The sequence below is a fragment of the Streptomyces albospinus genome, assembly GCF_014648695.1.
GTDB lineage: Bacteria > Actinomycetota > Actinomycetes > Streptomycetales > Streptomycetaceae > Streptomyces > Streptomyces albospinus.
On the sequence record NZ_BMRP01000001.1, the window covers coordinates 309,908 to 322,560 of the forward strand.

Genomic DNA, 12,653 nt, shown 5'->3' on the forward strand with positions numbered 1-12,653 from the left:
CACCGACCGCCGGGCCGGTCGAGGTGTACTGCCAGATGGTGTGGAAGCCCCAGCCGGCCGGGAGCTCGCCGACCGAGGAGCCGTAGCGCGGCACCCACAGCGGGTTGCTGCTGCCGAAGGCCGCGGAGTTGCCGGTGCACTGCTTCCACCAGCCGGTGGAGGTGTAGAGGACGGCGTCCCGGCCGGTGCGCGCCTTGTAGGTGGCGAACCAGTCCTTCATCCAGTTGACCAGACCGGCCGCGCTGAGCCCGTAGCAGGTCGCGCCGTACGGGTTGTACTCCATGTCCAGCGCGCCGGGCAGCGTCTTCCCGTCCTTGGACCAGCCGCCGCCGTGGGCGACGAAGTAGTTGGCCTGGGCGGCGCCGCTGGAGGTGTCGGGGGTGGCGAAGTGGTAGGCGCCGCGGATCATGCCGGAGTTGTAGGAGCCGTTGTACTGCTGCGCGAAGTACGCGTTGGTGTAGCTGGTGGACTCCGTCGCCTTGACGTAGGCGAACCGGACGCCGCTGTTCCAGAGGGTGGACCAGGCGACATTCCCGTTGTGGCTGCTGACGTCGACGCCCTCGACGGATGCGGTGAGCGAGGGCGGCGGCGGCAGGAGCCCGGTCGTGGCGCCCTCGTGCCGGGCGACCTGGGAGCCGGCCCAGTCCTGGTCGGGGTGGGTGGGTTCGGGTGCGTGCCGGCCGGCCGCCGCGTCGGCCGTACCGGGCAGGCCGAGGAGGAGCGCGACGGTCGCCAGGAGGGCCGCGATCGCGGTCGCGAGGGAGCGCGCGGGGCGGTGGGGGGTTCCGGATCTGAGCACGGGCATACGTGCCTCCGTAGATCTCGGTGGATCTCGCTGCGGTGACGGTGCGAAGAAGTGACCTTGAGGAGGGAGGAACTGGCGCCATTGAGTGGTGTGGCCATGCCAGAGCTGACGGTACGCGCGTAGACCCCCGTGGTAAAAGGGGGTCGCGGGGCTTCCGTTGGTCTACTCCTGCGAAATACTGGCCCAACTGCGGTTTCGGCGGCCCGGGAAAGAAATTTTCAGGCAGCGAAACGCGGGAATTGCTGGAAATAGAGGAAAACGCGGGAAAGGGCGCTGACGTGCACAACACCGGAGCCGGCGGTACGGCGGACGGCGAACCGATGGGCGTGGACCACGTATTCCTGGCCCTGGAACGCGAGTTGGCCGTATTCCTCCGCCGGGCCCGCGCCTCGTCCGGCGAAATGTCCCGCGAGGTGCACCCCGACCTCGAATCGGCCGCCTACGGCCTGCTGGTCCGGCTGGCCGACGCCGGCGCCCAGCGCGCCACCGACCTCGCCGGCTTCTTCGGCGTCGGCAAGGCCACCATAAGCCGCCAGCTGCACGCCCTGGAGCGGCTCGGGCTGGTCACCCGCGAACCGGACCCGGCCGACGGCCGCGCGGTCCTGGTGCGGATCACCGACGAGGGCCGGGCGCGCTTCGGCCGCGTCCGCACCGCCCGCCGCGCCCGCTACGCCCGCCGGCTCGCCTCCTGGGACCGTGCCGAGGTCGCCGAACTCGCCCGCCTGCTGCACCGGCTGAACGCCGAGCAGGAACAGGAGGGGGAGCACGAGGGGCAACACGAGGGAGAAGGGGCGGGCGCACCCGGCGAGGGCGGCCGGGGGCGGTGGCAGTAGCCGGCGCCGACCGGCCGCGGCGGTCCGGTCACGGGGCCACGTGGACCACCGCCGCGTCGTCCCGGGCCTTCCCCCGGGGGTGCGCCGTGCCCTCCGGGTCGGCGGCCTCGGCCGCCCGTACCCGGTCGATCAGCGCCTGCGGGCCGGACGCGGCCACCAGCGCCACGCAGTCCGCCCAGGAGCCCTCCCGGAAGACCTCGACCCAGCGGCTCGCGCCGTCGCTGAGCGCGGTCAGCGAGCGGAGCTCCGCACGCGGGGTGCTGCCGGTGACCGCGCGGGCGGCGACGGCCGGGTCGGCGGCGGCGGTGAAGAAGCCGCCCTCGGCGTTGCGCAGCGCCTCGACCGCGCGGACGTAGGCGCCGGCCGCGGCGGCGCGTTCGGCGGAGCCGCGCGGCAGGGCCCGTACGGCGGCGCGCTGTTCGCGGACCGCGGGCGGGAGTTCACCGAGCCGGGCGTCCTGCACGGGATGCACCGAGCCGTCCGCCTTCTCCAGAAGCAGTACGGAATCGGAGAGCACCAGGTGCTCGACGGCGCGGTCGGACCAGCGTGCGGCGACCACCGTTGCCTGCGGAGTGCGGGGGTGAGAAAGGTCACAGGCGCCCCGATGATTCTCGGCCGCCCTGGAGATGGCCGCTGCCAGCACCTCAGTCAGCGTCATATCCGGGTGTGAAACCGACAGTTCGAGCATTGCGCCGCCGAGCCGCGCGGTGAACCACGGCACGGAGTGGACGCACCCGTAGTCCCCTTCCGGCGGTGTCACGCCGTCCAGCAGGATCAGGACGCCGCCCTGGCCGGAGGCCGGCACGGCGACGGACGCGTAGTCCTCGTTTGGGCGTTGGGGATCACCGGGCTCGGTGGCGAGTTCGATGCGCATGGCGGAAAGTCTGCCGGAGGCGGCCGGATCCCGACGGTGGCCGGGCAGCCCGCGGGTGGTGACGTACCGGCAGGTCAGCGGGGCACGGACGGGCCCGAGGGGAGGGGCTGCGGGCTGCGGGCGCGCATCCTTCCAGGGCGGGCACGCATCTCCAAACCCGTCCGGGGGTTGCGCGAGGTTGCGGCCAGAATTGGTACCGCGCGGAAGTTGATGGTCAAACTCCGTTTGATGTTCACTCGTTCAGGTGGCCGGGCATGTGTTGCCGAGCCACTGCGCGGCGCCGATGGAATGGTCTCTTCCCGGATCAAATGGGGTGGTCCAGGACGTTCGTCGCGACGCGCACAGCCGGGCTGTTCCCCTTCGCGGAATTGTGCGCTGCCGCGGTCTTCGCGCAGGTCCGCCCCGCGAGCGGAGAGAGAGCCGGGTCCGCGACGCCGGCACGGCGTGGGCAGGCGAGACAGGAATGCGAGCAGCGGTGCGGAAGATGCGGCTTCGAGGCGGCGCAGGGAAGCCGGGATCACCGGCCGGTTCGGTCTCGGTACCGAATACGGCTCCCGGCGCGACGGGCAGTGGCGCGGACGGTACGGAGCGGCGCCCCGCGAGAGTGCGCAACCGGCTCATGGGAGCCGTGGCCGTGGTCGCCGTCGCCGTCCTCGGAGCCGGTGCCCCCGGCCTCGCGACCGTCGCCGACAACGCCGACACCAGCCAGCAACTGGTCGATCTCGCCCAGCTCAACTCGCACGCCATCACCCTGGCGCACTCCCTCGCCGACGAGCGCGACGCGATGACCGCGTACGTCGCCGCCGGGCGCACCGGCATCAACCTCAGCACGGCCCCGACCTCGTCCCAGCGCGCCCAAGTGGACCGGCAGATAGACGAACTGCGCTCCGACGCCCAGGGCACGGCCGGCGGCACCACCGCGTTCGCCGCCGCCGACAAGCTCCTCAAGGAGCTGCCGCAGACCCGGCAGAAGGCGCTCGCCGGGCCCGCCACCGCCGAGCAGGTCCACGACGCCTACAGCCAGGTCGTCCAGGCGCTCGGCGCGATCGGCGACGACATCGCCCGCGGGCTGCCCGGCCGGGCCGACCCCGCTGACGCCGACACCCGCGCGCTGCCCGCCCTGGGCCGGGCCGCCGACCAGGCCGCCAGTACCCGCGCGCTGCTGATGGCCGGGCTCAAGGCGGGCGGTACGCAGCCCCGGCTGACCGCCGCCGCCCAGGTCGCCAACGTCCGGGAGCAGGGCGCGCTGGACGACTTCAGCCAGGCCGCCAGCCAGGGCGGCCGGGACCGCTACCAGCGCACCGTCAACGGCCCCGACGCCGATGCCGCCGAGCGCTATCTGACCCAGCTGACCGGCCGTCCCTATCTGGACTCCGCCGCCATCGCGCTCAGCCGGAGCCGGGTGCAGGCCGCGCTCACCGCCCGGATCGGGCTGATGCGGGGCGTCGAGTCCGCGATGGCCACCGCCGACGTCCACCGCCTCGGCGCGCTGCGCGACGACGACGTGGACCAGTTGGAGATCCGCATCGCGCTGGCCGGAGCCTGCCTGCTGCTGGCCGTCGGTGCAGGCGTCTGGGCCGCCCGCACGATGACCCAGCCGCTGGCCGCGCTGCGGCTCGGCGCCAAGCGGGTGGCCGCGGACCCCGCGCACGAGGAGCCCATCGGCTACAAGGGCCGCAACGACGAGTTCGCCGCCGCCGTACGGTCCGTCAACGCGCTGCACGCGCAGGTCGGCGAGACGGCCCGGCGCACCGCCGAACTGGAGGGCGAGCGCAAGCGGCTGGTCGGCGGCCGGCAGCGGCTGGTGGCCGAGCGCGAGGTCCTCCAGGACCAGGCGGAGGCGCTCAGGGAGGAGGCCGCGGAGCTCCAGGAGCGGCTGGCCGCGCTGCGCTCGGGCGTACACGGCCGGTTCGTCAACCTCGCGCTGCGCACCCTCGGCCTGGTGGAGCGCCAGCTCGCGGTCATCGAGTCGCTGGAGGAGAGCGAGCAGGACCCGGAGCGGCTGGAAACCCTCTTCAAGCTGGACCACTTCGCCGCCCGGATGCGCCGCAACAGCGAGAATCTGCTGGTCCTGGCGGGCGCCGAGCAGCACGGCGGCAACCACCCCGGGCCGGTCCCGCTGCTGGACGTGCTGCGCGCCGCGGTCAGCGAGATCGAGCGGTACGAGCGGGTGCGCATCCAGTCGCTGCCGCCGCACTCCCAGGTCGCCGGGTTCGCCGCCGACGACGTCAGCCACCTGGTCGCCGAACTCCTGGAGAACGCCACCGCGTTCTCACCGCCGGACGCCCATGTCGAGCTGTCCGGCTGGCTGCTGGAGAGCGGCGAGCTGATGCTCTCGGTCCAGGACGAGGGCATAGGGATGACCCCCGACCGGCTGGCGGAGCTCAACGAGCGGCTGTCGGACGCCGAGGCCGCCTCGACCTCCGAGACCGTCGACGAGGCGCTGGGCCTGGGCCTGTACGTGGTCGTGCGGCTGGCCGCCCGGCACGGCGTACAGGTCCAGCTGCGCGCCCAGAAGGAGGGCGGCGTCGCCGCCGTCGTCGTGCTGCCCGGCTCGATCCTGCCGACCCGTCCGGCGCCCGGGACCACCGCCGCGCCCGGCCGGGGCGGCGCGGGTCCCGCGCCGAGCCTGCCGGGCTCGGTCGCGGAGGCGAACTCCAACACCCTCCAGACGCGGCTGAACCGGCCGGATCCCGCGGCTGCCGCCCAGGACGGGCCCGCGCCCGCCGCCGCGCCCGCCGCCCAGGACGCGCCGCCGCCCGAGCGGCAGGACGCGCAGGACGCACCGGCCGAACCGGCCCGCGTCGAGGACCCGTTCGTGGCCGCGGCGGAGCGCGCCATCGACGCGGCCGGGCTCGGCACCCCGGCGGAGCCGGAGCCGGAGGCAGAACCGGAGCCGGAGCCGGAGGCAGAACCGGAGGCAGAACCGGAGGCAGAACCGGCCCGAACGGCCGCCGCCGTGCCGCCGGCCGCCCCGGAGGAGCCCGCTCCCGCCGCCGGGCCCGAACCGAGCCCGTACGGCCCGCAGTCGTCCGGCCCGTACGCCACGGCCGCGCCGGCCGGCACCGGCAGCACCACCAGCAGCAGCACCACCGGCGAGCACACGCGCCCCGAGGACACCGCGTCCCCGGCCGAGGGCGCCCCGGCATCCCGGAAGGGCCGCCGTACCGCGCCGGCCGCGGCTGCCGAGGACGTGGTCCCCGACGGCCCGTACGCCATCGGCCCGGACGAGCACAGCCGTCCGGAGCCCGGCCCGGCGCAGGCCGATGCCCCGGAGCAGGCCGATGCCCCGGAGCCGAGCGAGGCCCCGGCCGCACCGGTTCCGGCGCCGCGCCGGACCACCGCGACCGGGCTGCCCAAGCGCACGCCCAGGGCCGTGGCGCAGCAGCAGGCGCCCGCCGCGCCGCGCAGGACGGGCACGTCCCATGCCGAGGCGCTGCGCCGCCGGCTCGGCGGATTCCAGCAGGGGGCGCGGGACGGCCGGCGCGATGTGGCGGCCGAGATCGCGGAACGTACAGCGGAGCAGACCATCCCACAGACGGAGACCGACGGAGCGGGGGCCCCGGGAGATCGCCACGTTGTCGAGGAGGCACGCGATTGAAGGCGCAAGCACCCACTGCGCACGGACAGGGCCTGAGCAGTCAGGCCCGGAATCTGCACTGGCTGTTGACCAACCTGGTCGACGAGGTCCCCGGGATCCGTTCGGTCGCGGTGGTCTCCTCCGACGGTCTGCTGCTGCTGTCCTCCGACCCCGAGCGGGTGGCCGGCCCGCCGGCCCGCCCTGGTGACAGCGACGGGCCCAAGGGCTCCAGCGCCGACCTGGCCACGATCGTGTCCGGGCTCGGCAGCCTCACCAGCGGGGCGGCGAAGCTGATGGACGGCGGGGCCGTCAAGCAGACGATGGTGGCGATGGAGGAGGGCAGCCTGTTCGTCATGTCGATCAGTGACGGTTCGCTGCTCGGAGTGCACGCCACCCCGGACTGCGACATGAGCGTCATCGCCTACCACATGGCGCTGTTCGTCGGCCGCGCCGGCCACGTCCTGACCCCCGAACTCCGCACCGAACTGCGCAAGTCGATGGAGAACGTCCAGTGAGCGAGCGAAGCGAGCGAGCCGTCGTGAGGTGCGCGCCGAGCGGATGCGAGGCCGAGCGAAGCGAGGGATCGGCATGAGCAGAGCCCCCAAACTCCCTGTGCGCGGCGGGGACCGCAAACCCGCGCGGGTCCGCCCGTACTCGCTCACCGGAGGCCGGACGCGGTTCGGCCATGTGCTGCTCGTCGAGACGTTCGTGGCGGCGCTGGACGCCCCCGAGGAGCGCCGCGAGCTCACCTCGGGCGGCTGGGGGGACCGCGTGATGCCGGAGATGCGGGCGATCGTCGAGCTGTGCCGCCGGATGCGCTCGGTCGCGGAGATCTCCGCGCTGCTCAAGATGCCGCTGGGCGTGGTCCGCGTCCTGCTCAGCGACCTCGCCGACCAGGGAAGGATTCGCGTCTACGGCACCGGGCACGGCACCGGCCGGCCCGAGCGCGCGCTGCTGGAAAGGGTGCTGAGTGGACTTCACAGGCTCTGACACGATATCGGCCGGAACGAACCCGACCGCCGGTTCCGTGGGAGCGTCCGACACGGCGGTCACCGCCGCCGACGCGGGGCTTCAGAGCTGGCAGACGGACCGCTCGCGGGCGCCGGTCGCCACCAAGATCGTGGTGGCGGGCGGCTTCGGCGTCGGCAAGACCACCTTCGTCGGCTCGGTCTCGGAGATCACCCCGCTCCAGACCGAGGCGGTGATGACCCAGGCCAGCGCCGAGACGGACGATCTGTCCGCGACCCCGGAGAAGACCACGACCACGGTCGCGATGGACTTCGGGCGGATCACCCTCGACCAGGACCTGGTGCTGTACCTGTTCGGCACGCCCGGCCAGCAGCGCTTCTGGTTCATGTGGGACGACCTGGTGCGCGGCGCGATCGGCGCGATCGTGATGGCGGACACCCGGCGGCTGGACGACTGCTTCCCGGCCCTGGACTACTTCGAGAGCTGCGGGCTGCCGTACGTCGTCGCGGTCAACCACTTCGAGGGGACCGAGTCGTACGAGGTGGACGACGTCCGCGACGCGCTGACCGTACCGCCCGAGGTGCCGGTCGTGATCATGGACGCGCGACGCCGGGCCACGGTGATCGAGTCGCTGCTCGCGCTCGTCGGCCACGCACTGGCGACCACGCCCGAATAGCCTGCCCTTCCCCCCTGCCACCCCTCACCCCCGTACAGCAGCAGTAGCAGAGAAGAGCCCCGTCATGCGGAAGATACTCATCGTCGGAGCCGGCCAGTCCGGTCTCCAACTCGCCCTCGGCCTCCAGTCCCAGGGCTACGAGGTCACCCTCATGTCCAACCGCACCGCCGACGAGATCCGCTCCGGCCGGGTCATGTCGACGCAGTGCATGTTCCACACCGCCCTCCAGCACGAGCGCGACCTCCAGCTCAACTTCTGGGAGAACCAGGCCCCGCGCATCGAGGGCCTGGGCGTCTCGGTCGCCGCCCCCGGCAGCCACGAGGCGCCCGGCGGCTCGCAGCGCGCCATCGACTGGGTCGGCAGGCTCGACGGCCACGCCCAGTCCGTCGACCAGCGGGTCAAGATGGCCGGCTGGATGGAGACGTTCGCGCAGCGCGGCGGTCAGCTGGTCATCCACGGCGCGGCCGTCTCCGACCTGGACTTCTTCGCGAGCCGCTACGACCTGACGCTGGTCTCGGCCGGCAAGGGCGAGCTGGTGTCCATGTTCGGCCGGGACGCCGCCCGTTCGCCGTACGACGCCCCCCAGCGGGCGCTCGCGGTCTCCTACGTCCACGGCCTGGGCCCGCGCCCCGAGCACCCCGAGTCCGAGGCGGTGCGCTGCAACCTCGTCCCCGGCGTCGGCGAGCTCTTCGTCATGCCGACCCTGACCACCTCCGGCCGCGCCGACATCCTCTTCTGGGAGGGCATCCCCGGCGGCCCGCTGGACGCGTTCCAGGGCATCAAGGACCCCGGCGAGCACCTGGCGAAGACCCTGGAGCTCATGCGGACGTTCCTGCCCTGGGAGTACGCCCGCGCCACCGAGGTCGAACTGACCGACGCCAACGGCACGCTGGCCGGCCGCTACGCCCCGACCGTGCGCAACCCCATCGGCAAGCTGCCCTCCGGCGGCCTGGTGCTGGGCGTCGCGGACGTCGTGGTCGCCAACGACCCGATCACCGGCCAGGGCTCCAACTCGGCCGCCAAGTGCGCGGCGTCCTACCTCGCCTCCATCGTGGAGCACGGCGAGGCGCCGTTCGACGCGGACTGGATGCAGGAGACCTTCGACCGCTACTGGAACACCGCGCAGCACGTCACCAAGTGGACCAACGCGATGCTGGCCCCGCCGCCGGAGCACGTGCTGAACCTCATCGGCGCGGCCGGCCAGCTCCAGCCGGTCGCCGACCGGTTCGCCAACGGCTTCGACGACCCGTCCGACTTCGAGAACTTCTTCTTCGAGCCCGAGAAGACCGGCGCCTACCTCGCCTCGCTCACGGCCTGACGCCGCGCCCCGACTCCGGCCGGCGGACCCGGGGACGGTCCGCCGGCCGGTTCTGGCCTCTGCTCAACTACGCTTCGTCCAGGGCCACTTGGGGCCGCCGCTGACGGTGCCCTCCGGGTCGTACTCGTACTTCCAGCCGCGCGGCAGGCCCAGCCGCCCCACCCGGCCGGGAACCCGGCGGTAGACGTGCAGCGTCGGCGGCCGGCCGTCGTCGTTCGGCACCGGGATCTCGTACGTCTTCGGCGGCTGGCCGGTCGGGCCGACCAGGACCGGGAGGACCCGGCCGTCCAGGGGCCCGCCGACAAACAGGGTGTTCTCGCTTCGCACCGACCCAGTGTCACACCGCGAGGCGCCGGGCGGGGCGGTGGCCCGCCCGGGCGCGTCAACCGGCCGGTGTGATAAAGCCGCAGGTCACAGTAGGTGACCGGCCTCGCTGACGAGAGGCAGGACGCGGCGCGCCAGATCGCCGGCCGGGCCCTGGGCGGTCTCCAGCCGCAGCGCCGCCCGGGTCACTCGCGCGCTCTGCGGGTCGCGGGCCGCGGTCGCCGTCAGCAGGGCGACGAAGTGGTCCACCAGCCAGTCGCGCAACTCGTCGAGCGCGGGCTGCTTGTCCTCGTCGAGCCAGATCAGCGAGGCGGCTTCCACGGCGGTGATCCACATCCGGACGGTCATCCGCAGCCGCGGGCCCGGCTCCGGCTCGCCCAGATGCCGCAGGATCTGCCCGGCCGCGGCGCGCCGCACCTCGTCCACGATCGCGGACGTCCGCGAGGTCTCCACGACGCTGCCGCCCTGGAGGAGTGCGCTGAACCCGGCGTCGTGCTGGTCGACGAAGGCCAGGTAGCGGTCCAGCGCATGGCCCAGCCGCTGGGTGAGCGGGCCGGTCTTCGGCTCCGCGAAGCACTGCTCCAGCTCGTCCGCGGCGCTGCGCAGCGCCGCTTCGTACAACTGCTGCTTGCCACCCGGGAAGTAGCGGTAGACCAGCGGCCGGGAGACCTCGGCGGCGGTGGCGACGTCGTCCAGCGAGACGTCCTCGGGCGCGCGCTGGGCGAACAGGCCGAGCGCCGCGGCCAGCAGCTGGCTGCGGCGCTGTTCCACGCTGAGCCTGCGGTAGGCGGGTCGGGGTACTGCTGGGGCGGTGCCGCTGCCGTTCATGAACAGCAGCGTAACCGCCGAGGATTCCGGTTCGTACAGGTGCTCGGGACAGATGTGAGGTATTCGCCTCCTTCACGCCAGCAGGCCCGAGCTGCGCCACAGCCGGCGGCCGACACCGCGCAGTACGCCGATCTCGTCGAGGAAGTCGGTCAGTCGCCGGGCGCCGTTCTGCATCACCTCGCGGCGGTGGCCGCTGGCCTTGACCTGGGCTATCGCCTCGCGCCTGTCCAGGCCGACGTTGGTGTAGACGTCCGGGTTGACGAAGGCGACGGAGAAGACCCGGGCCGCCTCGCCGGAGCTGATCCGGGTCAGCTCCTGCTCCCAGCGCGGAGCGGTGACCATCTGGCGGCGCAGCTCCTCGCGGGCGTACCGGACGTGCCGGGCCTCCTCGACGACATGGATCCGGGTCACCCCGCGCACCAGCGTCTGCACCCGCTCGTCCGGGAAGGTCAGCCGCTGCATCCAGTCCAGGATCTCCTCGCCGAGCAGGGTGCAGGCGAACGAACCGGGCGTGGTGGAGACGGTCTTGAGGATCCGGGCGAGGTTGTGGTTGAGCCGGGAGACCGGGTACGCCGGCGCGCCGCCCTTCTGGATCATGCGGGCGAACATCTTGGAGTGCCGGCACTCGTCGGCGATCTCGGTGAGTGCGTAGCGGACATGGGCGCTGGTCACCGGCTTGTCGTAGATGTGCCGTACCAGCAGCTGCATCAGGATGATCTCGAACCAGATGCCCAGGGACGCGAGCGAGGCGGCCTCGTGCCGGGAGAGGTCCTGCTGCTGCTCCGGCGACATCCGCCTCCACAGCGGGGTGTCGTAGAGCGAGACCAGTTCCGGCGGCCAGAACCACTTGCCCTCTTCGAGGGGCGCGTCCCAGTCGAGTTCGGTGTCGGGGTCGAAGGAGTGCCTGGCGGAGGAGTCGAGAAGGCGCTCGGCGACCTGCTCCCGGTCCTTGAGCAGCCCGAGGGCGTCCCGCAGGACTTCGGTATCCGTCAGGGTCATTGCGGTGGGCGCACTCGTCATGGCTCCGGCTACACCTCGCTCGTGGGTTACCCGCGGTCACATGCGACTCCCCCTTATGAGACTGCTTGTCAGCAAGGGCGTCAATCCCTCGCGCACGACTTATTGACCCGCGAGTAAGAAGCGTGTGAGCCTGCCAACCATCCGGCCGCGACACGGTGTTCGGCGGGGTGGGAGGAGGCGTCGGTGTCGACCCGAGAGCTGTACGCACAGGACCCAGGCGACCCCCTGTGGGCTGTGCCCGCCGCCGGCGCGGCCCGGTTCAGCTGGGAATACGGCGCCGGCCGCGACCGGCTGCTCGCCCTCTACCAGAAGGGCAAGGACAAGCAGTGGGACGCCACCCTGCGGATCGACTGGGACCTGGAGGTCGACCCCAAGGATCCGCTCGGCACCCCCGACGAGGCCATGTCGCTGTACGGCACCAAGTACTGGGACCGGATGACGGAGAAGGACCGCGGCGAGCTCCGCCAGCACTACGCCGCCTGGCAGTTCAGCCAGTTCCTGCACGGTGAGCAGGGTGCGATGGTGTGCGCCGCGCGGATCGTGGAATCCGTACCGGACCTCGACGCGAAGTTCTACTCCGCGACCCAGACCATGGACGAGGCCCGGCACGCCGAGATCTACAGCCGCTTCCTCCAGGAGAAGATCGGGATGCTCTACCCGATCAACGACAACCTCCAGGCACTGCTCGCCGACACCCTCAAGGACTCCCGCTGGGACATGCCCTACCTGGGCATGCAGGTGCTGATAGAGGGGCTGGCACTGGCCGCCTTCGGAATGATCCGCGACACCACCGACAAGCCGCTGCCGAAGCAGATCCTGGCCTACGTCATGCAGGACGAGGCCCGCCATGTCGCCTTCGGCCGGATGGCGCTGCGCGACTACTACAAGCAGCTCACCGACGCCGAGCTCCGCGAACGCGAGGAATTCGTCATCGAGGGCTGCTACTTGATGCGCGACCGGCTGCGCGGTGTGGAGGTCCTGGAGAACTACGGCATACCGAGCAAGGAGGCCGCCGAGTTCACCGAGCGCTCCGAATTCCTGCACCTCTTCCGGAAGCTGCTGTTCAGCCGGATCGTGCCGTGCGTCAAGGACATCGGCCTGTGGGGCGAACGCCTCCAGCGCGCCTATCTGGACATGGGCGTCTTCGAGTTGGGCGACGCCAACCTGGATCTGTTGATGACCCAGGACGAGGAGGTGGCGGAGAAGCTGGACGCCGAGCGGTTCGCCGCCGAGGAGGCGGCCCGTACGGCGGAGGTCGCGGACGCGATAGCCCAGGGGGAGGCCGCGGACTGACCACGCTTCTTCTCCCTCTTCCGCCCCGAGGACGAGGCCCGGGAGCTGATCGCGGGCCTGGGCGTGCGCCATCACGGGCAGGGTGGTGGCGGCCCGTACGGGAGTGACGGCGCTGGGGGAGGAGTGGGCGCGG

12 protein-coding genes are annotated in these 12,653 nt (G+C 72.4%); 7 read left to right on the forward strand and 5 right to left on the reverse strand.

Annotated features, from left to right (window positions below):
* The coding region (locus tag IEZ17_RS01590; RefSeq protein WP_189295511.1) for a lysozyme at positions 1-805 on the reverse strand (805 nt) is incomplete at its 3' end.
* 320 nt (positions 806-1,125) lie between these two features.
* Between IEZ17_RS01590 and IEZ17_RS01595 the strand changes: the two genes are divergently transcribed.
* Positions 1,126-1,638 (forward strand): MarR family winged helix-turn-helix transcriptional regulator, encoded by a 513-nt coding sequence (locus IEZ17_RS01595; RefSeq protein ID WP_229851743.1) that lies wholly within the window; start codon positions 1,126-1,128, stop codon positions 1,636-1,638.
* Between the two features lie 28 nt (positions 1,639-1,666).
* Here the strand turns inward: IEZ17_RS01595 and IEZ17_RS01600 are convergent, their stop codons facing one another.
* Positions 1,667-2,512 carry a protein phosphatase 2C domain-containing protein gene (locus IEZ17_RS01600; protein ID WP_189295513.1) on the reverse strand — a complete coding sequence of 282 codons (846 nt, stop codon included), beginning with the start codon at positions 2,510-2,512 and terminating at the stop codon, positions 1,667-1,669.
* A 619-nt stretch (positions 2,513-3,131) separates the two neighbouring features.
* Here IEZ17_RS01600 and IEZ17_RS01605 point away from each other — a divergent pair.
* From IEZ17_RS01605 to IEZ17_RS01625, 5 genes are all read left to right on the forward strand, one after another.
* Positions 3,132-6,113: a sensor histidine kinase gene (locus IEZ17_RS01605; protein WP_189295515.1), complete on the forward strand. Its 2,982-nt coding sequence runs from the start codon at positions 3,132-3,134 to the stop codon at positions 6,111-6,113.
* Positions 6,110-6,607 (forward strand): roadblock/LC7 domain-containing protein, encoded by a 498-nt coding sequence (locus IEZ17_RS01610; RefSeq protein ID WP_189295517.1) that lies wholly within the window; start codon positions 6,110-6,112, stop codon positions 6,605-6,607. The genes IEZ17_RS01605 and IEZ17_RS01610 overlap by 4 nt, the downstream gene beginning before the upstream one ends.
* A 73-nt stretch (positions 6,608-6,680) precedes the next feature.
* Complete coding sequence (locus IEZ17_RS01615) at positions 6,681-7,082, forward strand: DUF742 domain-containing protein (protein ID WP_189295519.1); 402 nt, start codon at positions 6,681-6,683, stop codon at positions 7,080-7,082.
* A gap of 37 nt (positions 7,083-7,119) precedes the next feature.
* Positions 7,120-7,737, forward strand: a complete 618-nt coding sequence (locus tag IEZ17_RS01620; protein ID WP_189295521.1) for a GTP-binding protein — start codon at positions 7,120-7,122, stop codon at positions 7,735-7,737.
* A gap of 64 nt (positions 7,738-7,801) precedes the next feature.
* Entirely contained in the window at positions 7,802-9,055 is a 1,254-nt protein-coding gene (locus IEZ17_RS01625; RefSeq protein ID WP_189295523.1) for a styrene monooxygenase/indole monooxygenase family protein, read from the forward strand.
* Positions 9,056-9,118: 63 nt separating this feature from the next.
* On the opposite strand, the gene IEZ17_RS01630 is transcribed toward IEZ17_RS01625, so the two are convergent.
* The 3 genes from IEZ17_RS01630 to IEZ17_RS01640 all read right to left on the reverse strand — a co-directional run bounded on the left by IEZ17_RS01630 (position 9,119) and on the right by IEZ17_RS01640 (position 11,227).
* Positions 9,119-9,382, reverse strand: coding sequence for a DUF8847 domain-containing protein (locus IEZ17_RS01630; RefSeq protein WP_189295525.1), 264 nt, complete (start codon positions 9,380-9,382; stop codon positions 9,119-9,121).
* Positions 9,383-9,466: 84 nt separating this feature from the next.
* Positions 9,467-10,207 carry a TetR/AcrR family transcriptional regulator gene (locus tag IEZ17_RS01635; RefSeq protein ID WP_189295527.1) on the reverse strand — a complete coding sequence of 247 codons (741 nt, stop codon included), beginning with the start codon at positions 10,205-10,207 and terminating at the stop codon, positions 9,467-9,469.
* Positions 10,208-10,279: 72 nt separating this feature from the next.
* Positions 10,280-11,227 (reverse strand): AurF N-oxygenase family protein, encoded by a 948-nt coding sequence (locus tag IEZ17_RS01640; RefSeq protein WP_373299711.1) that lies wholly within the window; start codon positions 11,225-11,227, stop codon positions 10,280-10,282.
* Between the two features lie 183 nt (positions 11,228-11,410).
* Between IEZ17_RS01640 and IEZ17_RS01645 the strand changes: the two genes are divergently transcribed.
* Positions 11,411-12,520, forward strand: a complete 1,110-nt coding sequence (locus IEZ17_RS01645; RefSeq protein WP_189295529.1) for a ferritin-like domain-containing protein — start codon at positions 11,411-11,413, stop codon at positions 12,518-12,520.
* Positions 12,521-12,653 lie beyond the last annotated feature (133 nt).